Origin of the sequence: Extensimonas perlucida (genome assembly GCF_007655255.1) — a bacterium.
GTDB classification, from domain to species: Bacteria; Pseudomonadota; Gammaproteobacteria; order Burkholderiales; family Burkholderiaceae_C; genus Extensimonas; species Extensimonas perlucida.
Genome location: NZ_VMYE01000005.1, coordinates 62,141 through 87,308, shown reverse-complemented (window position 1 = coordinate 87,308; position 25,168 = coordinate 62,141). Strand labels below are relative to the sequence as shown.

The window sequence follows — 25,168 nt, the reverse complement described above, 5'->3', positions numbered from 1 at the left end:
GACATGACGACAGAGACCCCCTTGGTGGCCGTGTCCACCGACCTCAAGATGCTGGCCGGCCACCCGACTTACGCGGTCACGCAGAAATACGTGGACCCGGTGCTCGAACTTTCGGGCTGCCTGCCCTTGCTGCTGCCGGCGCTCGGGGCGCGGCTGCCGCTGGATGCGCTGCTGGAGCGCGTGCACGGCATCGTCTTCACGGGCTCGCCCTCGAACATCGAGCCGCACCACTATGGCCATGCGCTCACGCGCCCAGACTCGCCGGCCGACCCGGCGCGCGATGCCACCACCTTGCCGCTGATCCGCGCGGCGATTGCGCGCGGCGTGCCCGTCCTCGGCATCTGCCGCGGCTTTCAGGAGGTCAACGTTGCGCTCGGCGGCACCTTGCTGCAAGAGGTGCACCGCACGCCCGGCTACGCCGACCACCGCGAGGATGCAGACGCCGCCATCGACGCGCAATACGCCCCCACGCACGCTGTGCACGCCACGCCCGGCGGCTGGCTCGAGGCCCTGCTGGGCCGCTCGACCTGGCAGGTCAACAGCCTGCACGGGCAGGGCATAGACCAGCTCGCGCCCGACTTGGTCGCCGAAGCCACCGCGCCCGATGGGCTCATAGAGGCCTACCGCCACCGCAGCGCGCCGGGCTTTTTGCTGGCCGTGCAGTGGCACCCCGAATGGCGCGCGGCGCAGGATCCGGTCTCGCGCACACTGTTTGCCGCTTTCGGCGATGCGTGCAGGCGCTATGCCCAGCGCGGCGCGGCCTGAACCTGCGACCGAGCCGCCCCCAAGTCCACCCAAGTCCGCCTCCAGGTATCCCAATTTTCTTAACAGGCCCGACCATGACTTCCGCACCAGACACCCCGAACAGCCCCGTGGAGAGCCGCAAGCATTGGACTTTCATAGACCTCGAACGCTGGCTCAACGAGCGCCGTATCACCGAGATCGAATGCCTGGTGCCCGACCTCACGGGCGTGGCGCGCGGCAAGATTCTGCCGCGCAACAAGTTCACCGAAGACCGCGGCATGCGCCTGCCCGAGAGCATCATCGGCCTCACGGTGACGGGCAACTGGCCCGACGATCCGCAGCTCGACACCCTGATCGCCAACACCGACCGCGACATGAACCTCGTGCCCGACCCGAGCACCGCGCGCGTCGTGCCCTGGGCCACCGACCCTACGGCGCAGGTGATCCACGACTGCTACTTCAAGGACGGCGCGCCCGTCGATTACGCGCCGCGCACGGTGCTCAAAAACGTCATAGCGCTGTTCCATGCCCAGGGCTGGGAGCCCGTGGTCGCGCCCGAGCTCGAGTTTTACCTCGTGGACAAGAACACCGACCCCGACCAGCCGCTGCGCCCGCCCATAGGCCGCTCGGGCCGCGCCGAAACCTCGCGCCAGCACTACAGCATCGACGCCGTCAACGAGTTCGATCCGCTGTTCGAGGACATTTACGACTATTGCGATGCGATGGACCTCGACGTCGATACCTTGATCCATGAAATCGGCGCGGGGCAGATGGAGATCAACTTCCTGCACGGCAATCCGCTCGACCTTGCCGACAAGGTGTTCTTCTTCAAGCGCACGATCCGCGAGGCCGCGATGCGGCACAACATGTTCGCCACCTTCATGGCCAAGCCCATGGCGGGCGAGCCCGGCAGCGCGATGCATGTGCACCAAAGCGTGGTCGAGCGTGGCACGCGGCGCAACATCTTCAGCAACCCCGACGGCACGCCCTCGGCGCAGTTCTTCCACTACATCGGCGGCTTGCAAAAATACATCCCTTACGTGATGGCGTTCCTGGCGCCCTACGTAAACTCATACCGCCGCCTCGTGGCCAACACGGCCGCGCCGACCAATGTCGAATGGGGCGCCGACAACCGCACCGTGGGCATACGCGTGCCCAACTCCAACGCGGCCAACCGGCGCGTGGAAAACCGCGTGATCGGCGCCGACGCCAACCCCTACGTGGCCCTCGCCGCGAGCCTGGCCTGCGGCTACCTCGGCATGATGGAAAAAATCGAGGCGCTGCCGGAAATGAAGGGTAACGCCTACAACCTCCCCAACGCCACACCGCTGCCGCAAAGCCTGTCCGAATCGGTGCGCCTGCTCGACGAGGTGCCCGAAGTAGCGCGGCTGCTGGGCAAGCGCTTTTGCGGCATCTACAAGGCCGTGAAGATGAGCGAATACGCCGAGTTCATGAAGGTCATCAGCCCCTGGGAGCGCGAGCATCTGCTGCTGCATGTTTGAGATCGTGAACACGTTCTGACGCCCGCGCCCTTCTTCCTGTTTGCTGGAGCTTTCCATGCCGTCTTCCGACCTGCCCCGCTTCGACACCGCCACGCTGCGCGCGCAAGATGCCGCGCACCATCTGCACCCCTTCACCGACACGCAAAGTCTCAACGCCAGCGGCACACGCATCATCGTGCGCGGTGAGGGCGTGCGCATCTGGGATTCCGACGGCAACGAGATCATCGACGGCATGTCGGGCCTGTGGTGTGTGAACCTCGGCTACGGCCGGCAGGACCTCGTCGATGCCGCGACACGGCAAATGCAGACCCTGCCGTTTTACAACGCCTTCTTCAAGACCACCACGGTGCCGGCGATAGCGCTCGCCACCCTGCTGAGCGAGATCGCGCCGCCGGGCTTTCAACACGTGTTCTTCACCAATTCAGGCTCGGAGGGCAACGACACCATCATCCGCCTGGTGCGCCGCTACTGGGACTTGATGGGCCAGCCGCGGCGCAAGACCATCATCAGCCGGCGCAACGCCTACCACGGCAGCACGCTGGGCGGCGCCTCGCTGGGCGGCATGAGCGGCATGCACGCACAGGGCGACCTGCCGATTCCCGGCATCGCGCACATCGACCAGCCCTACCAGCTCCAGCACGGCCACGCGGGCGAGAGCACTGAGCACTTCGGCCTGCGCGCGGCCTCGTGGCTCGAAGCCAAGATCCGCGAGATCGGCCCCGAAAACGTCGCTGCCTTCATCGGCGAGCCGGTACAGGGCGCAGGCGGCGTCATCATCCCGCCCGCGAGCTACTGGCCCGAAGTCCAGCGCATCTGCGACCACTACGGCATCCTGCTCATCTCCGACGAGGTGATTTGCGGCTTCGGGCGCCTGGGCCACTGGTTTGGCTGCCAGCATCCGCACATAGGCACGCGGCCCGACCTCATCACCTTTGCCAAGGGCGTTACCTCGGGCTATCTGCCGCTGGGCGGCGTGCTCGTGGGCGAGCGCATCGCCAAGGTGCTGATAGAGCGCGGCGGCGAGTTCCAGCACGGCTTCACGTATTCGGGCCATCCGACCTGCTGCGCCGTCGCCGTGGCCAACGTGCGCGCCATGCGCAGCGAGGGCGTGATCGAGCGCGTCGCGCAAGACCTCGCGCCCTACCTCGCCACGGCCTTCGGCACCCTCGCCGACCATCCGCTCGTGGGCGATGTGCAGTCGCTGGGCATGGTGGCCGGGCTGGTGCTCTACAAGGACAAGGCCAGCCGCACGCTGTTCGACGCCGAGCTCGGCGTGGGCTACCGCTGCCGCGACCATTGCTTCCAGAACGGTGTGGTGATGCGCGCCGTCGAAGAGCGCATGATCATCGCGCCGCCGCTCGTCATGACGCACCAGGACATCGATGAAATGGTGCGCCGCATTCGCCGTAGCCTGGACGACACACTGGCTGGTTTGCGTGCGGATGGGCTGATATAAACCCGCCCTGGCAGCCGTGTTTGGCATCCAAATTGCATGCTTTTGCCGACCCACCCCTTTTCCTTTTTGGAGGAGCTTCGATGTCTCGTTCTATATGCATCCCCCGGCCGCTTCCGGCTGGCAAGAAACCCAAACCATCGTTGGCGCGCAAATTGATGGACGCCTTCGCGGTGAGCGCGGCGGCGTTGGCCGTGTTTGCGACAGCGCCCGCGCAGGCCCAAGACAAGGTGCTGAACATCTACAACTGGTCGGACTACATCGCCCCGACCACGGTCCCGGACTTCGAAAAGCAGTCCGGCATCAAGGTGCGCTACGACACCTTCGACTCGAACGAAACCCTGTTTGCCAAGCTGGTTGCCGGAGACACGGGCTACGACATCGTCGTGCCTTCGTCGAACTGGGGCGCCGTCGAGCTCAAGGGCGGTCTGTTCCAGCCGATCGACAAGTCCAAGATTCCCAACTACCAGAACCTCGACCCCCATCTGATGAAGCAGCTTGCGGCCGTCGATCCGGGCAACAAATACCTGATTCCGTGGATGTGGGGCTACACCACCGTGGGGATCAACGTGGACAAGGTCAAGAAGGCCCTGGGCGACACGCCCATGCCCGACAACCCCTTTGAGCTGGTGTTCAACCCCACGTACGCCAACAAGCTCAAGAGCTGTGGTATCTCCTTCCTCGACTCCGGTGGCGACATCATGGAGGCGGCGTTCAACTACCTGCAGATCCCGCAAAACAGCAACAAACCGGCCGATTACCAGAAGGCCTGGGAGATGCTGCAAAAAATCCGCCCCAACGTGAGCCAGCTCTCCTCGAGCGGCTATATCAACGACCTCGCGGGCGGCAACCTCTGCGCCTCGCTCGGCTGGTCGGGCGACATGGGCATTGCCGCGCACCGCGCCAAGGAAGCCAAGAACGGCGTGAACATCAAGGTCTTCCCGCCCACACACGGCGCGGTGATCTTCATCGACACCATGGCCATTCCCGTCGACGCCAAGCACGCCGAGAACGCGCACAAATTCATCAACTACCGCCTGCAGCCCAAAGTTGTCGCGGCCGATTCCAACACCGTCTATTACGCCAACCCGGTGCCCGCATCCATCCCGTTCGTGCTGCCGCGCGTGAAGGACAACGACTACGTCTTTCTTACGCCCGAGATGATGGGCAAGCTCATTGCGCCCAAGGTCTATAGCAGCGAGGAGCGCCGTCTGGTGACGCGCCTCTACACCAAGTTCAAAACGGGGCTGTAAAAAGGAAAAAGAGGGGTGGCTGCCGCGCTCGGGCGCGGGCGTGCGGCAGGGCTTTGCGCACGCAGCCGAACCGGCAGCCACCTGCACGGGATGGGATCACGAAGTCACACCATGGCACAAACCAGCACTGCAGCCGCCACCGCTGCAAAAGCCGACGAGGCCTTTTTGCGCATCGCGGGCGTGGCCAAACGCTTCGGCGAAGTCGTCGCGGTCCACGAGATCGACCTGGACATCGCCCGGGGCGAAATTTTTGCGCTGCTCGGCTCCTCGGGCTGCGGCAAATCCACACTTTTGCGCATGCTCGCGGGCTTCGAGGCGCCGACCAGCGGGCGCGTCTTTCTCGCGGGAGAGGACATCACCGAGCTGCCGCCCTACGAGCGGCCGATCAACATGATGTTCCAGTCCTACGCGCTGTTTCCGCACCTCACGGTGTTCGACAACATCGCATTCGGCCTGCGGCGCGACGGCATGGAAAAGGCCGCGCTGACACAGCGCGTCGAAGAAATGCTGGACCTCGTGCAGCTGCGCCCCTACGCCAAGCGCAAGCCGCACCAGCTCTCGGGCGGGCAGCAGCAGCGCGTGGCCCTCGCGCGCAGCCTGGCCAAGCGGCCCAAGCTCCTGCTGCTCGACGAGCCGCTCGCGGCGCTCGATAAAAAATTGCGCGAGCGCACCCAGCTCGAACTCGTGAACATCCTGCGCAAGGTCGGCGTCACCTGCGTGCTGGTCACGCACGACCAGGAAGAAGCCATGACCATGGCCGACCATATCGCCGTGATGCGCGAGGGGCGCTTTTTGCAGCTGGGAACCCCCAGCGAGCTGTACGAACACCCCAAGAACCGCTTCGTGGCCGACTTCATCGGCAACGTGAACCTGTTCGAGGGCCGGCTCGTGACCGACGAGCCCGATTACTGCGAGGTGCAGACCGACGAAGTGCTGTTTCGCATCGGTCACGGCATTACGGGCCCGCTGGGTATGGCGCTGGTGGTGGCACTGCGCCCGGAAAAAATCACGCTCCAGAACGGCCACCAGGAGGTATCCAGCAATGCCGTGCAGGGGCAGATCGCCGCGCGCTCGTACATGGGCAGCTACACGGCCTACGAACTGCAGTTGCCCAACCAGCGGCGCCTGCGCGTCACGGTTGCCAACACCGACCGCCACGCCGAGCCGTTCGAGGTGGGCGACGCCGTGACGGCGCAGTGGTCGGAAACTGCGCCCATGGTCATTGCCGAGTAAAGGGGCTTGCGATGGAAGATGTCCAGCCCCCTGAAGTGCACCGGCGCAGGCGGTTTTTCAATGGCGGGCGCCTGGCCGTCATCGGCCTGCCGCAGCTCTGGTTCGTGGCGTTCCTGCTCGCGCCCTTTCTCATTCTGTTCAAGATCAGCCTGTCGGCGAGCAACGAGCTGGGCGTGGGCTTCGAGCCGCTGGCCTCATTCCAGGACGAAGTGCTGCACATCCAGTTGCGCTTCAGCGCCTTTTCTGCGCTGCTGCGCGACCAGCTCTACCTGCTGACCTACCTGTCTTCGATCGGCTATGCGCTGCTCACTACGCTGCTGTGCCTGGTGATCGGCTACCCGTTCGCGTACTTTCTCGCACGCTCCAACCCGTCCGTGCGTCCGGCCTTGCTGATGCTCGTGATGCTGCCATTCTGGACTTCGTTTCTGATCCGCATCTACGCCTGGAAGAACCTCCTCGACATCAATGGGCTGGTGAATCAATTTTTGCTCTGGGCTGGCATCATCGACACACCGTTGCGCATGATGTTCACCACTTTCTCGTTCATGGTCGGCATGGTGTATGGCTACATCCCGTTCATGATCCTGCCGCTCTATGCGACGCTCGTGAAGCTCGATGGCCGCCTGCTCGAAGCTGCGGCCGACCTGGGCGCGACGCCCCTCAAGACCTTCTGGCTCGTGACGGTGCCGCTGTCGCGCGCGGGCATCATCGCGGGCTCGCTGCTCGTGTTCATCCCCGCAGTGGGCGAATACGTGATCCCCGAACTGCTCGCCGGCCCCTCGGTGCTTAACATCGGCCGCGTGATGTGGAACGAGTTCTTCCTCAACCTCGACTGGCAGCGCGCCGCGGCCGTGACCATCGTGATGGTGCTGCTCATCCTCGTGCCCATCGCGATCTTCCACCGCTACCAGACCAAGGTCATGGAGGCGGCATCATGAAACCCAAGCGCCTACTGTCCTTGTCCACGCTCTGGATGGCGCTCGTCTATCTGTTCCTCTACCTGCCCATCGTGGTGCTGGTCGTTTATTCGTTCAATGACTCGCGCATGGTGACTTTGTGGGGCGGCTGGACGCTGCGCTGGTACTTTGAGACGGTGCACGACGAAGCCGTGCTCAGCAGTCTGTGGCTGTCGCTCAAGGTGGCGCTGGCGACGGCCAGCGCCTCCATCGTGCTCGGCACGTTCGCGGCCTTTGCGCTCACGCGCTACCAGCGCTTTTGGGGCAAGGGCATGCTCAACCTGTTCATCAACATCCCCCTGGTGATGCCCACCGTGGTGATCGCGCTCGCCCTGCTGCTCTTTTTCGTCACGGTGCAGGATGTGCTGGGCTTCCCGCAAAAAGGCTTTTTCACGATCTTCATCGGGCACACGATGATGTGCGTCTCGTATGCGGCCGTGGTGATCCAGTCGCGCCTCAAGGAAATGGACCGCTCCGTCGAAGAGGCGGCGATGGACCTGGGCGCGCGCCCCTTGCAGGTCTTCATGCTCGTGACGCTGCCCGCCATTTCGCAGGCGCTGGTGTCGGCCTGGCTGCTGACTTTTTCGCTCTCGCTCGACGAAGTGGTCATCTCGGCATTTCTTTCCGGCCCCGGCGCGACCACCTTGCCCGTGGTAATTTTCTCGCGCGCACGCCTCGGTCTGAACCCCGAAATCAACGTCATCGGCGCCGTCACGGTGTATCTGGTGATCGTCGCGGTAGTGGCAAGCAGCCTGTGGATGGCGCGGCGTGAGCGCCGCCGGGCCCAGGAAAGCGCTGCGGCCTACCGCCAGGAAATGGAATTGCAAGCCGGCGCTTAGCGCGCGTTTCACGCGTCGGTTGCACAGTTTTGTCACCAAGCTGAGGGGAAAAACCATGCACCACAAGTTCCGCCTTCCCATTCTGACCCTGGCCCTGGCCCTGGAGCCCATGCTGGCGCGGGCCGACACCAACGCCGACATCCTGCGCGAGATCGAGGCGCTCAAGGCCAAGGTGCAGCAGCTCGAGGCGCAGGTCAGGAGCCAGCAGACCCAGATCGAGGAAAACCAGCGCGCCACCGCAGAGGCCGGCCAGACGGCCGACCGTGCCGATGTGCAGCTCAGTGGCGTCAAGCAGGCGCTGGAAACGTCGGGCTTCCGGGGGCTCACGATCACCGGCATGATCGCGCCGGCGTATGTTTACAACCAGGCGCAGCAGTCGGGCTCGTTCGTCTTCCTGAACCGCGCGAACGGCGCGGCGGGCGACAGCTCGATCTACAACTACGACAACTCGTATTTCGGCAGCGCCTACCTCTCGTTTGCCAAAGAGACCGAAGAAGGCACCCAGTGGACGCTGGTGCTCGCCCCCGAGCGCGGCGCGGGCGCGATCTCCAACGGCAGCTCCATCGTGCACGAGGCCTCGGTCTCTATCCCGCTCGAAGGCGACAAGAACACGCGCCTGATCGCCGGCCAGATCCCCGACTGGGAGGGCTACGAATCGACCTGGGGCAACGAGATGAAGCCCATCACCCACAACCTGCTGTTCGACTTTGCCGAGCTCACGTCCTACACCGGCGTAGGCATGCACCTCATACGCGGCAAGTGGGAAGTCAAGGCCATGCTCGCCAACATGAACTCGCCGCGCTACTACTACAGCGGCAACGGCGGACGCGCGCCCGCGGCGGTGTTCCGCGCCGACTACGCCATCCCCGGCTACGACGACGCAGGCGTGGGCTTCTGGGGCATGGTGGGCAAGCTGCCCAACGCCAACGTGAGCCCCGCCGACGGCGCCACGGCGCTGTACCGCACGGGCACTTCGTCGGCCGCAATGTTCGAGGTCGATGGCTTCGTCACCAAGGGCGACTGGGGCTACTACGGCCAGGTCGGCTACGGCCAGCAAACCGGCGCGGCCTACAACGGCGATACCGCGAAGTGGTGGGGCCTCTCGGGCATGATGACCTACAACTTCAGCCCGCGCTTCCTCGGTTTTGCGCGCGCCGACTACCTCAACAACAAGAAAAATGGCGGCGGCCTGCCCGGCGGCTACATGAACGTGTCGAGCGCAGGGCAGAGCTTCAACGGCGTCAACGGCTTCGGGCCCGGCTATGTGCGTGACCCGCTCACTGGCGAATGGGTCACGACGGACGGTAATTCCGGCGCGAACCGCTACGCCTTGTCGCTGGGCATGAACTACCTCTACAACCAGTCCACCACGCTCAAGCTCGAATACCGCTACGACCGCGCGAGCCGCGCAACCTTCCTCAACACGTCCGACGGCAGCTACCGCAAATACAACAACCTGCTCGCAGCCTCGGTGGTGGTGAGCTTCTGATCGGTTTGGCAAGCCAGGCCATGCCCCCACGGTGCCCGCTGGGGCTGCTGGCAGCCTCGAACTTGCTGGAGCTGTCCCATGAACAACGCCTCTTCCTCACGTGATTTCTGGCACGCGCGCGCGGCTGAACTGCTCGCACGCGGCATCGATGGCCGTATGTGGATCGAAGGCCGGCGCGAAGACGCGGCCGACGGCCAATGTTTCGATTGCATCTCGCCGCTCGACGGCCGCGTGCTCACGCGCGTGGCGCGCGGCCAGGCGGCGGACATCCACCGCGCCGTCGCGTCTGCGCGCGCCGCTTTCGTCGATAGGCGCTGGGCGGGCAAGTCGCCGGCCGCGCGCAAAAAAGTGCTGCAAGACTTTGCCGCCGCCATGCTCGCGGCACGCGAGGAGCTCGCCCTGCTCGAAACCCTGGACATGGGCAAGCCCATCCAGCACAGCCTCTGGGCCGACGTGCCCGGCGCGGCGCGCTGCATCCAGTGGTACGGCGAGGCCGTGGACAAGGTCTATGACGAAATCGCGCCCACGGCCGACAGCGCGCTGGCGCTGGTCACGCGCGAGCCTGTAGGCGTGGTCGGCGCCATCGTGCCCTGGAACTACCCCATGCTCATGGCGGCGTGGAAGCTCGGGCCCGCGCTTGCCGCGGGCAACTCGGTGGTGCTCAAGCCGAGCGAAAAGTCGCCGCTGACGGCCTTGCGCATGGCCGAGCTCGCGCTCACAGCCGGGCTGCCGCCGGGCGTGCTCAACGTGGTGCCGGGCTACGGCCACGAAGCCGGCGAGGCGCTCGCGCTGCACCTGGACGTCGATGTGATCGGCTTCACGGGCTCCACGCGCACGGGGCGGCGCATGCTCGAATACGCGGGCCGCAGCAACCTCAAGCGCATCTACAACGAGCTCGGCGGCAAGTCGGCGAACATCGTGTTTGCCGATTTCGACGACCTCGACGGCGCCGCCGCCACGGCCGCGGGCAGCATGTTCTACAACCAGGGCGAAAGCTGCAACGCGCCCTCGCGTCTGCTGCTGCAGGAGGACATCGCCGACGCCTTTCTTGAAAAACTGCTGGCCCAGGTGCCGCAATACGCGCCAGGCGACCCGCTCGACCCGCAGACCCAGCTTGGCGCGCTCGTCGATGCCACGCAGACGCAGACCGTGCTCGGCTACATCGCGTCGGGCCTGGCCGAAGGCGCGCAATGCCTCGTGGGCGGCACGCGCGTGCTCGAGCACACGGGCGGGCAGTTCGTCGCGCCCACGGTGTTCGACAAGGTGCACCAGCGCATGAAGATCGCGCAGGAGGAAATCTTCGGCCCGGTGCTCGCGGTGCTGCGCTTTCGCACCGAAGAAGAAGCCATCGCCATCGCCAACGATTCCACCTACGGCCTGCACGCCGCGGTGTGGACGCGCAATCTCGACCGCGCCGTGCGCGTGTCGCGCGCGCTCCAGGCCGGCACGGTGCACGTCAACCAGTACGACGAGGACGACATCACCGTGCCTTTCGGCGGCGTCAAGCAGTCGGGCAACGGGCGCGACAAGTCGCTGCACGCCTTCGACAAATACACCGAGCTCAAAACCACCTGGATGCGCATCGCGCCGCGCTGAGCGTGCTTTTTGTTGATCGCGGGGCCTGCGCTGCGCCGCGCTGGCCACTCCTGCCGCTCCTGTATTCTTCACGAGGAATTCCCCATGAACCACTCCCGCAATGAACAACTGCTGGCGCGCAAGGCCTCGGCCACGCCGCGCGGCGTCGGCGTGATGGCGCAGTTTTTTGCCGCGCGTGCCGAAGGCGCCGAGCTCTGGGACGTCGAGGGGCGTCGCTTCATCGATTTTGCCGGCGGCATCGCGGTGCTCAACGTCGGCCACCGCCACCCCAAGGTCGTGGCCGCGCTCACCGCGCAGCTGCAGCGCTTCACGCACACCTGCTACCAGGTCGTGCCCTACGAGAGTTACGTGGCGCTTGCAGAAAAGCTCAACGAACTCACGCCGGGCAAGTTCGCGAAGAAAACCGCGCTGTTTTCCACGGGCGCCGAGGCCGTGGAGAACGCGATCAAGATCGCGCGCGCCTACACCGGCCGCGCGGGCGTGATCGCCTTCGACGGCGCCTTCCACGGCCGCAGCCTGTTTGCCGTGGCGCTCACGGGCAAGGTGCAGCCCTACAAGGCGGGCTTCGGCCCATTCCCGCCCGAGATCTACCACGTGCCGTTTCCGCGTGAGGGCGGCGGCCTTGCTGAGGCGCAAAAAGCACTCGAGCGCCTGTTCAAGTCCGACATCGAGCCCACACGCGTCGCCGCGATCATCTTCGAGCCCGTGCAAGGCGAAGGCGGCTTCAACGTCATCGACCCCGCGGCCGTGCAATGGCTGCGCACGCTGTGCGACACGCACGGCATCGTGCTCATTGCCGACGAGGTGCAAAGCGGCTTCGGGCGCACCGGCAAGCTGTTTGCGATGGAGCACTACCACGCGCAGACCGGCGTGCTGCCCGACCTGCTGACCAGCGCCAAGTCGCTCGCCGCGGGGCTGCCGCTGTCGGCCGTCACGGGCCGCGCCGAGATCATGGACGCCCCGGCGCCGGGCGGGCTCGGGGGCACTTATGCGGGCAACCCGCTCGCGGTGGCCGCCGCGCACGCGGTGATCGAGGTCATGCACGAAGAAAAACTCCCCGAGCGCGGTGCGCGGCTGGGCGCGCAGCTGCAGGCGCGGCTCCAGGCCGTGCGCGCGCAGGTGCCGCAGATCGCCGAGGTGCGGGGCCTCGGCGCCATGGTGGCGGCCGAGCTGCGCGACCCCGCAACCGGCGCCGCCGACGCCGAATTCACGCGCCGCGTGCAGGCCGAGGCGCTGGCGCGCGGGCTGATTCTGCTCAGCTGCGGCACCGAGGCGAACGTGCTGCGCTTTCTGTTCCCGCTGACCATCCCCGACGCGCTGTTTGCCGAAGGGCTGGACCTCCTCGAAGCGGCGCTGCGCGCGGCATGAACTGTTTCCGCGCGCCGCCTGAGACACCTTGGCAAAAAACAAGCAAAAAAGCCATTAAGCCAAGGTGTATCAAGCGCAAGCAGCTACTATTTTTGTAGATTGCGCCGGATCACCACGGGCTTGCCGCCCAGGCGCCGCTTGCACATCCAGTGCGACAGGGCCGAGTCGAGGTAGTCGGCATGGCCCGGAAACCAGTTGGCGAGTGCCTGCGCGAGCGAGCGGCACACATCGCTGCGGCCTTGCGCGAGCACTTCGCGCACTTCGTGCACCGACTTCATCACCGCCGCATGCTCGTCGGCATGGCAGCCGCGCGCCGGGAAGTTGGTTTCTTCCATCCAGGCTTCCTCCTCACTGAAATGCCTTTGCGCATGCTCGGCAAAGGCATCGAGCAGACCTGGTAGGTCGGCATCGGGCGCGGTCTGCAACTGGTGCACGAGGGTCACGAACTCCTCGTGCAGCGCGTCCATGGGGCCGTAGCCAAGCAGATAGGCGTCGCTCCACTGCATGGGTGCAGCGTTGGCGATGGGAGTGTCGGGGGTTGCGGTCGGTGGCATGGTGCTTCCTGAGGTACGCTTTTGCGTGAGGTCGGGGAAAGTGTAGCGCGGCCACTGGTGGGCCAGCGCAAGAAACTGCAGAGCCGCTACCATTGCACCCCCACGGAAAGACCATGCACCCAGCCTTGCAACAGACCATAGACCAGGTGCGCGCCGCAGCCGCGGCGCGCACGCCTTTGCGTCTGCGCGGTGGGGGTACCAAGGATTTTCACGGCCTGGCCGGGCTCGGGAGCTTGCGAGGCGCCGTGCTCGACACGCGCGCACTCGCGGGCATCGTGAGCTACGAGCCGAGCGAACTCGTCGTCACGGCCTGGGCGGGCACGCCGCTGGCGCAACTCGAGGCCGCACTGGCCGAGCGCAGGCAGTGCCTGCCGTTCGAGCCGCCGCACTTCGCCGCGCCCGGTTCTGGCGCCGGGGCCACGGTGGGCGGCATGGTGGCCGCGGGTTTGAGCGGCCCCGCGCGCGTGAGCGTGGGCGCGGTGCGCGACTACGTGCTGGGCCTGCACCTGGTCAACGGCCGGGGCGAGGTGCTGTGCTTTGGCGGGCAGGTGATGAAGAACGTCGCGGGTTACGACGTCTCGCGCCTCATGGCCGGCGCCTGGGGTACGCTGGGTGTGATCACGCAGCTGAGCCTCAAGGTCTTGCCCGTGGCGCCGGCCGAGGCCACGCTGCGCTTTGCCTGCACCCAGGCCGAGGCCTTGCAGCGCGTGCTCGACTGGGCGCGCCAGCCCCTGCCGCTCAACGCGAGCAGCTGGGTGCCTGTGGATCACGCTGGTGGTGACGCTGGCAACGGCGATATGCAGCGGCAGCCGGGTTGCCTGCATGTGCGCCTGCGCGGCGCCGCGGCGGCGGTCGAGGAGGCCTGCCGCGCGCTGGGCGGAGAGCGGCTCGATGCGCAGGAAGCGGCTGCGCATTGGCAGGGCTGCCGCGAGCAGACCTTGCCCTGGTTTGCCGCGCGCGCACCCACGCATGCGCTGTGGCGCCTGTCGCTGCCGGCGACGGCGCCGGTGCTCGCCTTGCCTGCAGCGGCCAGCGCGCCGCTGCTCGAATGGCACGGCGCGCTGCGCTGGGTGCAAGCGCCGCTGGCAGACGCTGCGGTGCTCGTCGAGGCTGCACGGGCCGTGGGCGCAAGTGCATCAATTTTCAGAGCGCCTAGCGCAGGTGGATATTGCCATCAGGGCCTTTTTGGCGTGCAATCCCCGGCACTGCAAAAAATCCAGGCACGCGTGCGCGCGGCCTTCGATCCGGCGGGCATCTTCAACCCTGGCCGCATGGATCTGCACGGCTAGGAAAGCCCATGCAAACCCAGCTCACCCCCGAATACCGCGCCACGGCTGCAGGCCGCGAGGCCGAGGCCATTTTGCGCAAATGCGTGCACTGCGGCTTTTGCACGGCCACCTGCCCGACTTACCAGCTGCTCGGCGACGAGCTCGACGGCCCGCGCGGGCGTATTTACCTCATCAAGCAGGTGCTCGAAGGCGCCACGCCCACGCGCAAGACGCAGCAGCACCTGGACCGGTGCCTGACCTGTCGCAACTGCGAAAGCACCTGCCCGAGCGGTGTGCAGTACGGCCACCTGATCGACATCGGCCGCCAGCTCGTTGAAGAAAAGGTGCCGCGCCCCGTGGGCGCGCGCGCACTGCGCTGGCTGCTCAAAGAGGGACTGCCTTCGCCGCTGTTCGCGCCCGCGCTCAGGCTCGGGCAGGCGCTGCGCCCCTTGCTGCCCGCGGCGCTGCGCGCCAAGGTGCCACCTGTGCAGTCTGCCGGCACCTGGCCCACGCGCACGCACGCGCGCAAGGTGCTGCTGCTGGCCGGCTGCGTACAGCCCGCGCTGCTGCCCAATATCAACGCGGCCACGGCGCGCGTGCTCGATGCTGCGGGCCTGCAGACCGTACTGGCTCCCGAGGCAGGCTGCTGCGGCGCGGTGAAGTTCCACCTCAATGACCAGGAGGGCGGCAAGGCGCAGATGCGCGAGAACATAGCCGCCTGGTGGCCGTGGGTTGAGCCCGAAGGAGGGCAAGGCGGGGTGGAGGCCATCGTCATCAACGCTTCGGGCTGCGGCCTCATGGTCAAGGAGTATGGCTATCACCTGCGCGATGACCCCGCCTACGCCGACAAGGCCGCGCGCATCAGCGCGCTCGCGCGCGACTTGAGCGAGCTCTTGCCCGACCTGGTGCCGCGCCTGCAAGCGCGCATGCAGGGCGCAGATCGGGCGCGCGCGGCGCTCTACGCCTACCACCCGCCGTGCACGCTGCAGCACGGCCAGCAGCTGCGCGACGTGGTCGAGACGCAACTGGCCGCGCTGGGCCTGCGCCTGCAGCGCGCGCCCGCCGAGGCGCACTTGTGCTGCGGTTCGGCGGGCACCTATGCGCTGCTCGAGCCGAAAATCGCGCAGTCGCTGCGCGACCGCAAGCTCGGCCAACTGCAGACGCTGCAACCCGCGGCCATCCTGAGCGCCAACGTCGGCTGCATCACACACCTGCAAAGCGGCACCGAGCTGCCCGTGCGCCATTGGGTCGAACTGCTCGACGAATGCCTGTCCTGACCACAAACGCCTCGTGCCGTAGAAAATGAAAATGGCCGCCCCCATCCGACACCATGCCTGAACAAGAACTCCAAGCCCCTACCGCCCAGCCACCGCTCCCCGTGCAGGACATGGCCGGGATGCCCGAAGCCGCCCAGACGAGCAAGGCGGATGCCGCGCCCGAGGGTCCCGCCGCCCCTGAAACGCGCAGCAACGCCGGCGCGCAGGTCCCCATGGCGCAACCCGACATGCTGCAAGCAACAGTGCCTGGCGAAGAAGCCGCCGCGCAGCGCCAAGGCCGTGCGCGCCATCGGCGGCGCAAGCCGGCAGGGCGCACCGGGGCGGGAACACCCGCGCAGGCCCCGCAAGCGCGCGCAAGTGCCGATGGCCCTGCGCAAGCGGCGGCACTGTCGTCCACGTCTGCGTCTGCGCCTGCGCCAGGACAGCAAGCCGCTACCCGCACGCCGCGCCGCACGCACCCCGTGCTCGAGCAGCTCGCCGCGCTCTATCCGCAGCTCTTCGGCGCCGTGTTCCGTCCGCTCAAGCGCGGCATTTTTCAGGACCTGACCGCCGCGCACCCCGACGCCTTCGACCGCGCCGCGCTCAAGGAGGCGCTGGGCCTGCACACGCGCTCCACGCGCTATCTGCACAGCGTGGCCGCGGGCGGCAAGCGTTATGACCTCGCGGGCCAGCCAGTCGAAGACCTGGCGCCCGAGCATGTCTTGCATGCGCTGCTCGAGGTGCACCGCCGCCGCCAGGCGCGCGCCGGCGCCGATGCTGCGGCCACGGCAGACGCCAAGGATCAGCTGCGCCGGCGCATGGTGGCAGCCTTCGAGGCTTCAGGCCTCACGCGCGAGGCCTACATCGAGCGCGTGCGCAGCCGCGACGAGGCCGCCAACGCTTTGCTCGAAGAGGCCCTGGCCGAATGGGCGGCGCGCAACGCCAAGGACGAGGCCTTGCTGCGCGCCTTCGAGGCCAGCGCCGCCAGCCAGGCCAGCGCCGCCAGCCAGGCCAGCGCCGCCGCGCCAACGCCAGAAACCCAGCGCCGCGCCGAAGCGCAGTTTGCCGCGATGTACGGGCTCGAGCCGCGCAGCGTCACGCAAGCGCTCACGCGCGCACGCCGCGCCCGAAAAGCCAAAGCGGGTTAGCGGCTCGATGTAGCTCGCCGTTTTGATGCGGGCTTGCGAGTCGCATCCGTGATGGAGCCTGGCCGCTCCGCAAGGCGCCCTGTAAGGTACTTATGCAAGACGCTGGCAATTAACGTTTGGTACGGCACCCCCCTCTTCCAGGGCCTTCACCTGAATATCGTTAAGGTCGCCAGAAGACAGGCGGATATTGACCCTCCGATCCTTGATGGCAGTAGCACGCGCGGCAGCTTTGAACTTGGCAAGTTCGGCCTTCGTTGCAACAGATTTCAGTTGGTTTTTCTCGAAGGCGCTCAGCACTTCGAGTTCGTACTCATCAATTTTCGGCATCTGGCTCACCTTGATTCAGATAGTCCCGAGTAGCCTTGCGGCTCGGAATCAGGGTCTTGAGGAAGAAGTAATCTTCCTCCTCGACGAACGGCACCAAGTAGGCGTAGTTGTCGCACGAGACGACAAGAACGCGCTGCCTTGGATATTTCAACTGGTTCGGATGGGCCAGGATGTCCAGCAACCCGCCGGACTCGATGGCGACCACTATGCGCTCAAAAGAATTACCCCGCTCCGACGCGAGCGCTTCATTCTTCTCGGCGTCAGTGCGTATCGTGGCGCGCGGTGTGCAGCAGCTGCTCCATCTCGGCGCCGTAGCGCCTGCAGTTGTGCGCGTGCCAGCGCTGGATCAGCCACATCAGCCCCGCCACGGCGACGCCGAAGGCCGTGATGGCGCCAAACACCGACAGCCCCAGCTTGAGCGACAGGCTGTAGAACGCCCCCAGCCCGAGGATGCTGGCCTGCTCGTTGAAGTTCTGCACGGCAATCGAGCGCCCGGCGCCCATGAGTTTGTGTCCGCGGTGCTGCAGCAGCGCGTTCATGGGCACCACCAGAAAGCCGCCGAGCGCGCCGAGCAGCACCAGGTACGGCAGCGCCAGGCCAATGTGGTGGATGAAGATGATCAGCACCAGCAGCACGCCCATGCCTATGCCCAGCGGCAACACATGGGTGGCCTGGTCCAGGCGCATGCGCGCCGAGGCCGCCACGGCTCCCGCGGCCGTGCCCAGCGCCACCACGCCCGTGAGCGAAGAAGCCTGTGAGGTGTCGTAGCCCAGCGCGACGGCCGCCCAGGCCAGCACGATGTATTTGAGGTTGCCACCCACGCCCCAGAACAGCGTGGTCGTGGCCAGCGTGATCTGGCCGAGCTTGTCGCGCCACAGGCGCAGGTTGCAGTCCCAGAAGTCGGGCAGCAGCGCCAGGGTAGTTTGCAGCACGCTGTGCGCCTGGTGCTGGCGCAGCGCGCGCATTTCCACGCCCGTGTGCGGAATGCGCGTGTTGAACCAGGCTGCAAGCGCGTACACGATGATCAGTGCCGCGATGGCCGACTCGGCGGGGGTGTTCACGCCAGTGTCGATGAACGGAAAGTCGAACTGCAGCAGCCAGCGCGACAAATGCGGCCCCACGAGCTGCCCGCCCAGCACCACGCCCAGGATGATGGAAGCGATCGTGAGCCCCTCTATCCAGCCGTTGGCGCGCACCAGTTGCGAATGCGGCAGCAGCTCGGTGAGGATGCCGTACTTGGCGGGCGAATACGCCGCGGCCCCCAGCCCGACGATGGCGTAGGCCAGCAGCGGGTGCGAGCCGAACAGCATCAGCAGGCAGCCCAGCACCTTGATCGCATTGCTCAGGAACATCACCCGCCCCTTGGGCAGGGCATCGGCAAAGGCGCCCACGAATGGTGCCAGCACCACGTAAAACAGCGCGAACATGGGCACCAGTGCAGCGCGCTCCCACTCGGGGGCGCCGTTGCTGCGCAGCAGTTCCACGGCGGCGACGAACAAGGCATTGTCGGCCAGCGAGCTGAAAAACTGCGCTGCCATGATGGTGTAGAAACCGCGCTTCATTGCAGGAAAGAAAATGTCGCTGGCCAGCGCATGGGGTGAAAGTTCAGTCGCGGCGGGTTATATCACGGCCCCTTCGCCGCGCTGCCCGCGCTGCCAAAATTGCCGGCTACTGCTGGCGCACGTCACGAACCTCCAAACTATGCCACGCCCCATCCACGCCACCATCCACACCTGCGCCCTGCGCAACAACCTGGAGCGCGTGCGCCAAGCCGCGCAGGACGCCAAAGTCTGGGCCGTCGTCAAGGCCAACGCTTACGGCCACGGCATCGAGCGCGTCTATGCCAGCCTGCGCGCCGCCGACGGTTTTGCGCTGCTCGACCTGGCCGAGGCCGAGCGCCTGCGCGCGCTGGGCTGGCGCGGCCCCATTCTGCTGCTCGAGGGCGTGTTCGAGCCGCGCGACCTCGAACTTTGCTCGCGCCTGGGTTTGTGGCATGTGGTGCATTGTGACGAGCAGATCGACATGCTCGCCGCGCACAAGACGCAGCAGCCGCACCATGTGTGGCTCAAGCTCAACTCGGGCATGAACCGCCTGGGCTTCACGCCGCAGCGCTACCGCAGCGCCTGGGCACGGCTCAATGCGCTGCCGCAGGTCGATGAAATCGGCCATGTCACGCACTTCAGCGACGCCGACGGGCCGCGCGGCATCGCGCACCAGGTCGAGGCCTTCCATGCGGCTACGCTGGACTTGCCGGGCGAGCGCAGCCTGGCCAACAGCGCCGCGACACTGCGCCACGCCAGCGCCGCGCAGGTGCGCGCCGACTGGGTGCGCGCGGGCATCGCCTTGTATGGCAGCGCGCCCGACCACCCCGAAGGCCGCACCGCGCACTGGGGCCTGCAGCCCGCGATGACGCTGGCCACGCGCCTGATTGGCGTGCAGCAGCTGGCGGCCGGCGACAGCGTGGGCTATGGCTCGTGCTTCGTCGCCCCCGCACCCATGGCCATAGGCGTGGCTGCGTGCGGCTATGCCGACGGCTACCCGCGCCACGCCGAAACCGGCACACCCGTGCTCGTCGAAGGTGTGCGCACGCGCCTCGTGGGGCGCGTGAGCATGGACATGCTCGCGGTCGATCTGGAGCCCGTGCGGGCCGCAGGCGTGCACGCGGGTTTCGGCAGCGAGGTCACGCTCTGGGGACAGGCAGCGCATGGCGGCGCGATCCTGCCCATAGACGAAGTCGCGCACGCCGCGGGCACGATCGCCTACGAGCTCATGTGTGCGCTCGCGCCGCGCGTGCCCGTGGCGGATTGAGAGGCCGGCTGCATCGCGCGGCGCCATGCATCCCTGCGAGCGCCGCATGGTTGAGGCGTGGACAATGGGCCCAGAAACACGACGGCACAGGCACTTGCCGCTGCCGAATCGTTATTTCTACAATACCACCCCTATGCACCACTCGCATCGCATGAATTCCTACGGGCTGACGCTTGCGCCCTCCAAGCGCCGTCGGTTCGATATGCGGTTGCGCCATTGTGGGCCGCCGCACGTTGGCTGAACTTCTTTTCGACGTTCCTGCCACATGTGGAGTCCCCATGAAGTCATTTAGCCCCCCCTTCGCTTCGTTGACCTGCGTTTTGCCAGGGCAACCTTGATGAAACAGCTCATCGCGGCCGTGCTGCTGCTGATGCTAGGCGGTGCCTTGTGCCTGTTACCCGCAAGCAACCGGCTGCGCGCGAGCTTGGGGCTTGCATCGCAGGCCTTGGCGACCTTGCTGGTGTGGTCGGCCGTGTTTCCCGTGATGTTCGGCGCTCCCGGCCAGACGCTGCAATTGCCCTGGAGCTATCCCATGGGGGCGCTGCACTTCCATCTGGACGCGCTGGGCGCCTTTTTTCTGAGCTGGTCCCTGCCCATGACGCTGCTTGGCGGCGTCTATGCCGTAGGGTACATGCGCAAATACTTCGACAGTCCGCGGCATCTGGGCGTGCATTTCGGGCTGTTGAACATGGTTTCGCTGTCGTTCATCCTGGTCTATACCGGCGAGCATGCGGTGACGTTTTTGCTGGGATGGGAAATTGCGGCGCTTTCGGCCTGGTTGCTGGTGATCTGGGACTACACCAACCAGAAGGTGCGCTTTGCCGGTTTCAATTACCTGGTGTCCACCCATGTGGGGCTGATTTTTCTGGTGGCGGCGGTGATGATCCTCTACACCCATACCCAGTCATGGTATTTGGACGATTTTGGCGACTGGATGCGGCAAAACCCGGGCAGTGTGCGCAATACCGTGTTTTTGCTGCTCGTGACCAGCTTCGGCTTGAAGGCGGCATTTTTTCCATTCCACTCCTGGCTGCCGCGTGCGCATGCGGCAGCGCCCGCGCATGTATCGGCGTTGATGTCCGGCGTCATCCATAAGGCGGGGCTCTATGCGCTGGTGCATTTTCTGGCCATTTCGGGACGGCCGGACGAATGGATGGGCTGGTTTTTGCTGGCCTTTTCGGCTACTTCGGCGGTGGTGGGCGGCCTCTATACCACGGGGCAGCGCGACCTGAAGCGCCTGCTGGGCTATTCGTCGACGGAGAACGTGGGCATCGCCGGCATGGGTTTCGGGCTGGGCTGCCTGGGCCTGAGCTGGAGCCAGCCCGCCTTGGTGGTGCTGGGTTTTGGCGGCGGCTTGCTGCATGTGCTCAACCATGCATTTTTCAAGTGCCAGCTGTTTTATGCCGCCGGCTGCGTCTATCAGGCCAAGCAGGTGGTCGATATCGAGCGCCTGGGCGGGTTGTTTGCACGCATGCCTGTGACGGCGCTGTGTTTCCTCATCGGCGGGGTGGCCATTTCTGCGCTGCCACCGTTCAACGGCTTTGCCAGCGAATTTCTGCTCTATTCCGGCCTGCTGGGGCAGGGCAGCCCTTCTCTTGGCGCTCAGCTGGTGCTGGTGCTGGCGGCAGCGGCATTGGCTTTCGTGGGGGCGCTTTCGGTACTGAGCATGACCCGTGCCTATGGCGTGGTGTTTTTGGGCAGTGAGCGCGATACCAGCTTGGCGCCGAGCCAGGAAGCGAGCGCCTGGATGTTGGCTCCGATGGGCATCCATGCGGCGGGCAGCGTGCTGCTGGGCGTGGCGCCGGGGCTCGGTTTTGCCCTGGTGGCGGCGCCTGTCGCGCAGTTCCTGCAAGCTGCGCCAAGCCCTGCGGACGTGGCGGCGCTGCACGCGGCGGCGCAGACCCTGAACCACGTTGGCATCTTTTGTGCCGTCCTGGCGATTGTGGTGCTGGCGGTGTTCTGGCTGCGCGAGCGGCTGCTGCCTGACCGGCCCCTGCAAAGTGCCACCTGGGGGTGCGGCTACGGCGCGCCGCACGCACGCATGCAATACACCGGCGCCGGTTTTTCTGTCGACTTCATCACGCACTTCAAAAACATCGTGCTCATGCTCAAGCGCCAGAAGGCGCCCAGGGCTTATTTTCCGGACGACAGCTACGTGGTTGTCGATTGTGTCGATGCCGTCGAAAGACGCCTGTACGCGGTGATCGCCCAAGGGGATGCCTCTGCGAGCGACATTTCCGAAAAAATGCACGAGGACGATCCCCGCCTGGCTTTTGCCGCGGGGCTGGCCGCCATCGTGGTGATTGCCGCGCTGGTGGTGCTGGCCAACGGAGCGCTGCCATGACGCCGCTGGCTTTTGCTGCGCTGGCGCTGGTGCACGGGGCGCTGGTGCTGCTCATGCCCATCGTGCTCACAGGGGTGATCAACCGCACCAAGTCGTGGTGGGCGGGACGCAAGGGGCCACGGCTGCTGCAGACGGCGTCGGACTTGCGGCGGCTGCTGCGCAAGCGTCCCGTGGTCAGTAGCGTAGCCAGCCCATTGTTTCGGAGCGGGGCCTATGTCGTATTGGTGTGCAACCTGGTGGCAGCGGCCATGGCACCCATGCTGGGTGCCTTTGCTCCGCTGCAGTTTGCCTACGACTTCATCGCGGTGGCTTACACGCTGGGGCTGGCGCGCTTGGCGCTCATGGTTTCTGCCATGGATGTGGGCAGTTCCTTCGAAGGCATGGGGGCCGCACGCGAGGCGGCGTTTTCGGCGTTTGCTGAGCCGGCCCTGTTTTTGCTGTTCGGCACGCTGCTTGCAGCCACGGGTCTGAGCAGTTTCGCTGGCCTGATCGGGCATGTGCACCATACGCCGCATTACTTGCTGGTAGTACCGCTGGCCCTTGCGCTGCTCGTCTTGCTGCAGACCGAGGCCGCGCGTGTGCCCGTCGATGATCCGCTCACCCATCTGGAGCTGACCATGATCCATGAGGTGATGATCCTCGATCACAGCGGCCCCGAGCTGGCGGCCATGCAGTACGCCGCAGGCCTGAAGATGACGCTCTACGCTGGCTTGTTGGCCGCGCTGCTCAACCCGCTGGATGTGCGCGTCGAGCCGTTCGCGGCAACGCTGGCATCCATGGGTCTGATGCTGCTGGTGGCCTGTGTGGTGGGCTGCATCGAAGCGCTCACCGCCCGGCTGGCCATGCGCTGGGTGCCGCGCTATGTGCTGCTGGCCGCGGCTGCCGCGTTGCTGGGCATGCTGCTGGTATGGTGGCTTGCCGTTGGCGCGAGGGGGTGAGAATGGACGAGAGATTGCCGCTGATTCTTTTCCTGCTGGCCACCGTGATTCCACCGTTTTTCGGCAAGGTGGGAGCCACCCCCGCCTGGCTGGGCCTGCAAGGGCTGGCCATGGGCTGGATCAGCCTCACGCAGCACCATGCGCTGAGCGCCCATGCTTTGGCGGTCGGTCTGGAGGTGCTGCTGGTGCGTGCCTTGCTGGTGCCGACCCTGTTGCGCCGCGCCCTGGTTGGATCGGCTGCCGCACACGAAGACCTGATGCCCTCGAATCTGTTGATCTGGGGCGTGGCCCTGGCCTTGATCATTCTGGCGTTCAAGTTTGGCGACGGCGCGCGTGCCGACGTGCGTGCTCTGACCTTGGGCGTGGTGGCGGCCACCGGCACGATGGCGTTTTTGCTGCTGTCCACCAACCGCGCGCCGGTCGCCCAACTGGTGGCGCTGCTGTTCATGGAAAACGCGCTGGCGTTGTTCGAGTCCCTGATGTCCGAGCCCTGGTCCGTGCCTGTGCACCTGGGCGTCAGCGGCTTGTATGTGGGCACCGTGGTGGTCGGAGTATGGCTGGTGCGCGCACAGGCTGCGCCCGACCCCGGGGCTTCGGCTTGTGCGGCTTCGGATGACGCAGTGGCGAGGGAGCCATGAATACGGCCATAGACAGTGCACAACGCCATGCTCCTGTGACGCTGGCGGCGTCATCCTCCGGCAGTGCGCGTGGCAGCAATTGGGCGCCGCTGGCGCTGGTCGGCATCGCGCTGTTGCTTTGGCTGGCTTCCATGGCGGTGTTCCTTGTGTTCCCGCTGGAAGCATTGCCGCGGTATTTTGCGCGGCGCTATCTGGTGCTCGACGCCACCTCGCTGCTGTTCATCGGGGTGGTGAACACCGTGTTTCTCGGGATCAGCGTGTACCTTTTTTCGCGCCGGCGCACCTCGGCCCGGCTGGCGCGCGACTTTCTGCCAAGAGCCGCACTGTCGCTGCTGTTCATGCTCGTGACCAACCTGGCGGTGCTGTCCAACCACCTGATCGTGTTGTGGACTTTGCTCGAGCTCAGCACCTTGTGCGCCGCGCCGCTGGTGGCGCGAGGGGATACGGCTCTGCCCAAGGCCGTGGCCTGGCGTTTTGTGCTGTATTCGGCCATGAGCCTGTCGCTCACCTTCATGGGCTTCATGTGCCTGACGCAGTCGGCCGCTTTGCGCGGTGTCGATATCGACTTCGCCGTCGATGCGCTGGGCCAGGCACTCAGCCCCACGGGCGATGGCTGGCAGCATCTGGGGCTGGCGTTCATGGTTTTTGGCCTGGGCGGCAAACTGGGGCTGGCGCCGCTGTATAGCTGGCTGCCGGAAACCTACGAAACTGCACCCACCAGCACCAGCGCCCTGCTGGCAGCGGTGCAATTCAATATCAGCATGGTGGCGGTATTTCGCATTCTGCAGGTGTGCCGCGGTGTGGATACCAGCTTCGTGGCGCAGGAGCTGCTGGTCATGGGCTATTTGTCGCTGGTGGTGGCGGCCGTCAAAGTGATGGCGGTGCGCAATTACAAACGCCTCATTGCCTATGCGTGTATCAGCTCGTCCGGGGTCATCGCGCTGGGGCTGTCGGTGGGCCAAGCGGCCGCCTACGGTGTGGTGCTGTACGTGGTGAGCAATGCCTTCGTCAAGGCCTTGCTGTTCCTGACCGCCGGGCGGCTGCGCGCCACCTACGGCACCAATGACGTTGCGGCACTGAGCGGCGTCATCCGCATCCTGCCTTTTTCCGGGTCCCTGTTTACCGTGGGGATTTTTGCCTTGCTGGGCTTTCCACCTTTTGCCGGTTTTCTGGCGGAAATGCTGACCCTCTCGGGCATCGTCCAGGCGGGAAACCTGATGGCGTTCACACTGATGTGCGTGATGCTGACGGTGATCTTTGTGGCCACGGGGCGCTGTGTCTTTCCCATGCTTTGGGGTGCGCCCAGCCGCGAGGTGCCGACGGCGCACGAACCCAGGCTGACCACCGTGCCCAAGCTGGGCTTCGTGGCCATCCTGACCATGCTCGGCACCTACACGCCCGAACCGTTCACCCGACTGCTGCGGGCCGTGGCACAGTCGATCGGAGGGTAGTCG

22 protein-coding genes are annotated in these 25,168 nt (G+C 65.9%); 18 read left to right on the top strand and 4 right to left on the bottom strand.

Going from position 1 to position 25,168, the window contains the following annotated elements:
• The first annotated feature begins 3 nt into the window (after positions 1-3).
• The 10 genes from FK527_RS06485 to gabT all read left to right on the top strand — a co-directional run bounded on the left by FK527_RS06485 (position 4) and on the right by gabT (position 12,433).
• Positions 4-765, top strand: coding sequence for a gamma-glutamyl-gamma-aminobutyrate hydrolase family protein (locus FK527_RS06485; RefSeq protein ID WP_144731294.1), 762 nt, complete (start codon positions 4-6; stop codon positions 763-765).
• Positions 766-839: 74 nt separating this feature from the next.
• A complete protein-coding gene (locus FK527_RS06480; RefSeq protein WP_425460417.1) occupies positions 840-2,246 on the top strand; it encodes a glutamine synthetase family protein in 1,407 nt (468 codons plus the stop codon).
• A gap of 55 nt (positions 2,247-2,301) precedes the next feature.
• Positions 2,302-3,702, top strand: coding sequence for an aspartate aminotransferase family protein (locus tag FK527_RS06475; protein ID WP_144731291.1), 1,401 nt, complete (start codon positions 2,302-2,304; stop codon positions 3,700-3,702).
• A gap of 155 nt (positions 3,703-3,857) precedes the next feature.
• Positions 3,858-4,952, top strand: coding sequence for a polyamine ABC transporter substrate-binding protein (locus FK527_RS06470; protein WP_246072695.1), 1,095 nt, complete (start codon positions 3,858-3,860; stop codon positions 4,950-4,952).
• Positions 4,953-5,063: 111 nt separating this feature from the next.
• Positions 5,064-6,185 (top strand): ABC transporter ATP-binding protein, encoded by a 1,122-nt coding sequence (locus FK527_RS06465; RefSeq protein ID WP_246072694.1) that lies wholly within the window; start codon positions 5,064-5,066, stop codon positions 6,183-6,185.
• An 11-nt stretch (positions 6,186-6,196) separates the two neighbouring features.
• Positions 6,197-7,123: an ABC transporter permease subunit gene (locus FK527_RS06460; protein ID WP_144731282.1), complete on the top strand. Its 927-nt coding sequence runs from the start codon at positions 6,197-6,199 to the stop codon at positions 7,121-7,123.
• The gene (locus FK527_RS06455; protein ID WP_144731279.1) at positions 7,120-7,980 is read left to right on the top strand and encodes an ABC transporter permease; all 861 of its coding nucleotides are present in this window, start codon (positions 7,120-7,122) and stop codon (positions 7,978-7,980) included. The genes FK527_RS06460 and FK527_RS06455 overlap by 4 nt, the downstream gene beginning before the upstream one ends.
• A 55-nt stretch (positions 7,981-8,035) precedes the next feature.
• Entirely contained in the window at positions 8,036-9,469 is a 1,434-nt protein-coding gene (locus FK527_RS06450) for a DUF3138 family protein (protein ID WP_144731276.1), read from the top strand.
• 78 nt (positions 9,470-9,547) lie between these two features.
• Positions 9,548-11,065 (top strand): aldehyde dehydrogenase, encoded by a 1,518-nt coding sequence (locus FK527_RS06445; protein WP_144731273.1) that lies wholly within the window; start codon positions 9,548-9,550, stop codon positions 11,063-11,065.
• Positions 11,066-11,149: 84 nt separating this feature from the next.
• On the top strand, positions 11,150-12,433 hold the full coding sequence (gene gabT / locus FK527_RS06440) for a 4-aminobutyrate--2-oxoglutarate transaminase (RefSeq protein ID WP_144731270.1): 1,284 nt from the start codon (positions 11,150-11,152) through the stop codon (positions 12,431-12,433).
• A gap of 86 nt (positions 12,434-12,519) precedes the next feature.
• Here the strand turns inward: gabT and FK527_RS06435 are convergent, their stop codons facing one another.
• Positions 12,520-12,987 (bottom strand): bacteriohemerythrin, encoded by a 468-nt coding sequence (locus FK527_RS06435; RefSeq protein WP_144731267.1) that lies wholly within the window; start codon positions 12,985-12,987, stop codon positions 12,520-12,522.
• A 113-nt stretch (positions 12,988-13,100) separates the two neighbouring features.
• Between FK527_RS06435 and glcE the strand changes: the two genes are divergently transcribed.
• The 3 genes from glcE to FK527_RS06420 are packed head-to-tail and all read left to right on the top strand — an operon-like array spanning position 13,101 to position 16,659.
• Positions 13,101-14,276, top strand: coding sequence for a glycolate oxidase subunit GlcE (gene glcE / locus FK527_RS06430; protein WP_144731264.1), 1,176 nt, complete (start codon positions 13,101-13,103; stop codon positions 14,274-14,276).
• 8 nt (positions 14,277-14,284) lie between these two features.
• Positions 14,285-15,532: a glycolate oxidase subunit GlcF gene (glcF, locus tag FK527_RS06425; protein WP_144731261.1), complete on the top strand. Its 1,248-nt coding sequence runs from the start codon at positions 14,285-14,287 to the stop codon at positions 15,530-15,532.
• A 53-nt stretch (positions 15,533-15,585) separates the two neighbouring features.
• Entirely contained in the window at positions 15,586-16,659 is a 1,074-nt protein-coding gene (locus FK527_RS06420; protein WP_246072693.1) for a ProQ/FINO family protein, read from the top strand.
• Between the two features lie 90 nt (positions 16,660-16,749).
• Here FK527_RS06420 and FK527_RS06415 read toward each other — a convergent pair whose 3' ends face one another.
• Genes FK527_RS06415 through lplT form a run of 3 tightly spaced genes read right to left on the bottom strand, consistent with a single transcriptional unit; the run spans position 16,750 to position 18,548 of the window.
• The gene (locus FK527_RS06415) at positions 16,750-16,986 is read right to left on the bottom strand and encodes a hypothetical protein (protein WP_222116135.1); all 237 of its coding nucleotides are present in this window, start codon (positions 16,984-16,986) and stop codon (positions 16,750-16,752) included.
• Entirely contained in the window at positions 16,973-17,191 is a 219-nt protein-coding gene (locus tag FK527_RS06410) for a hypothetical protein (protein ID WP_222116134.1), read from the bottom strand. Before FK527_RS06410 ends, FK527_RS06415 begins: the two co-directional genes overlap by 14 nt.
• A gap of 55 nt (positions 17,192-17,246) precedes the next feature.
• Positions 17,247-18,548, bottom strand: coding sequence for a lysophospholipid transporter LplT (gene lplT, locus FK527_RS06405; protein WP_144731255.1), 1,302 nt, complete (start codon positions 18,546-18,548; stop codon positions 17,247-17,249).
• Between the two features lie 139 nt (positions 18,549-18,687).
• On the opposite strand from lplT, the gene alr reads away from it, so the two are divergent.
• The 5 genes from alr to FK527_RS06380 all read left to right on the top strand — a co-directional run bounded on the left by alr (position 18,688) and on the right by FK527_RS06380 (position 25,165).
• Positions 18,688-19,794, top strand: a complete 1,107-nt coding sequence (gene alr / locus FK527_RS06400) for an alanine racemase (protein ID WP_144731252.1) — start codon at positions 18,688-18,690, stop codon at positions 19,792-19,794.
• A 337-nt stretch (positions 19,795-20,131) separates the two neighbouring features.
• Complete coding sequence (locus FK527_RS06395) at positions 20,132-22,138, top strand: proton-conducting transporter transmembrane domain-containing protein (protein WP_144731250.1); 2,007 nt, start codon at positions 20,132-20,134, stop codon at positions 22,136-22,138.
• Positions 22,135-23,076 carry a respiratory chain complex I subunit 1 family protein gene (locus FK527_RS06390; protein ID WP_222116133.1) on the top strand — a complete coding sequence of 314 codons (942 nt, stop codon included), beginning with the start codon at positions 22,135-22,137 and terminating at the stop codon, positions 23,074-23,076. Before FK527_RS06395 ends, FK527_RS06390 begins: the two co-directional genes overlap by 4 nt.
• A gap of 2 nt (positions 23,077-23,078) precedes the next feature.
• A complete protein-coding gene (locus FK527_RS06385) occupies positions 23,079-23,714 on the top strand; it encodes a hypothetical protein (RefSeq protein WP_144731247.1) in 636 nt (211 codons plus the stop codon).
• On the top strand, positions 23,711-25,165 hold the full coding sequence (locus FK527_RS06380) for a proton-conducting transporter transmembrane domain-containing protein (protein WP_144731244.1): 1,455 nt from the start codon (positions 23,711-23,713) through the stop codon (positions 25,163-25,165). Before FK527_RS06385 ends, FK527_RS06380 begins: the two co-directional genes overlap by 4 nt.
• The last annotated feature ends 3 nt before the right edge of the window (positions 25,166-25,168 follow it).

Excerpts from the sequence above, each read along its gene's own strand:
- FK527_RS06415 (WP_222116135.1), bottom strand. The coding sequence starts at position 16,986 with ATGCCGAAAATTGATGAGTACGAACTCGAAGTGCTGAGCGCCTTCGAG.
- lplT (WP_144731255.1), bottom strand. The coding sequence starts at position 18,548 with ATGAAGCGCGGTTTCTACACCATCATGGCAGCGCAGTTTTTCAGCTCG.
- glcF (WP_144731261.1), top strand. The coding sequence starts at position 14,285 with ATGCAAACCCAGCTCACCCCCGAATACCGCGCCACGGCTGCAGGCCGC.
- glcE (WP_144731264.1), top strand. The coding sequence starts at position 13,101 with ATGCACCCAGCCTTGCAACAGACCATAGACCAGGTGCGCGCCGCAGCC.
- FK527_RS06445 (WP_144731273.1), top strand. The coding sequence starts at position 9,548 with ATGAACAACGCCTCTTCCTCACGTGATTTCTGGCACGCGCGCGCGGCT.
- FK527_RS06455 (WP_144731279.1), top strand. The coding sequence starts at position 7,120 with ATGAAACCCAAGCGCCTACTGTCCTTGTCCACGCTCTGGATGGCGCTC.
- FK527_RS06470 (WP_246072695.1), top strand. The coding sequence starts at position 3,858 with ATGGACGCCTTCGCGGTGAGCGCGGCGGCGTTGGCCGTGTTTGCGACA.
- FK527_RS06485 (WP_144731294.1), top strand. The coding sequence starts at position 4 with ATGACGACAGAGACCCCCTTGGTGGCCGTGTCCACCGACCTCAAGATG.
- FK527_RS06460 (WP_144731282.1), top strand. The coding sequence starts at position 6,197 with ATGGAAGATGTCCAGCCCCCTGAAGTGCACCGGCGCAGGCGGTTTTTC.
- gabT (WP_144731270.1), top strand. The coding sequence starts at position 11,150 with ATGAACCACTCCCGCAATGAACAACTGCTGGCGCGCAAGGCCTCGGCC.
- alr (WP_144731252.1), top strand. The coding sequence starts at position 18,688 with ATGCCACGCCCCATCCACGCCACCATCCACACCTGCGCCCTGCGCAAC.
- FK527_RS06385 (WP_144731247.1), top strand. The coding sequence starts at position 23,079 with ATGGACGAGAGATTGCCGCTGATTCTTTTCCTGCTGGCCACCGTGATT.
- FK527_RS06465 (WP_246072694.1), top strand. The coding sequence starts at position 5,064 with ATGGCACAAACCAGCACTGCAGCCGCCACCGCTGCAAAAGCCGACGAG.
- FK527_RS06420 (WP_246072693.1), top strand. The coding sequence starts at position 15,586 with ATGCCTGAACAAGAACTCCAAGCCCCTACCGCCCAGCCACCGCTCCCC.
- FK527_RS06480 (WP_425460417.1), top strand. The coding sequence starts at position 840 with ATGACTTCCGCACCAGACACCCCGAACAGCCCCGTGGAGAGCCGCAAG.
- FK527_RS06395 (WP_144731250.1), top strand. The coding sequence starts at position 20,132 with ATGAAACAGCTCATCGCGGCCGTGCTGCTGCTGATGCTAGGCGGTGCC.
- FK527_RS06380 (WP_144731244.1), top strand. The coding sequence starts at position 23,711 with ATGAATACGGCCATAGACAGTGCACAACGCCATGCTCCTGTGACGCTG.
- FK527_RS06475 (WP_144731291.1), top strand. The coding sequence starts at position 2,302 with ATGCCGTCTTCCGACCTGCCCCGCTTCGACACCGCCACGCTGCGCGCG.
- FK527_RS06435 (WP_144731267.1), bottom strand. The coding sequence starts at position 12,987 with ATGCCACCGACCGCAACCCCCGACACTCCCATCGCCAACGCTGCACCC.
- FK527_RS06450 (WP_144731276.1), top strand. The coding sequence starts at position 8,036 with ATGCACCACAAGTTCCGCCTTCCCATTCTGACCCTGGCCCTGGCCCTG.
- FK527_RS06390 (WP_222116133.1), top strand. The coding sequence starts at position 22,135 with ATGACGCCGCTGGCTTTTGCTGCGCTGGCGCTGGTGCACGGGGCGCTG.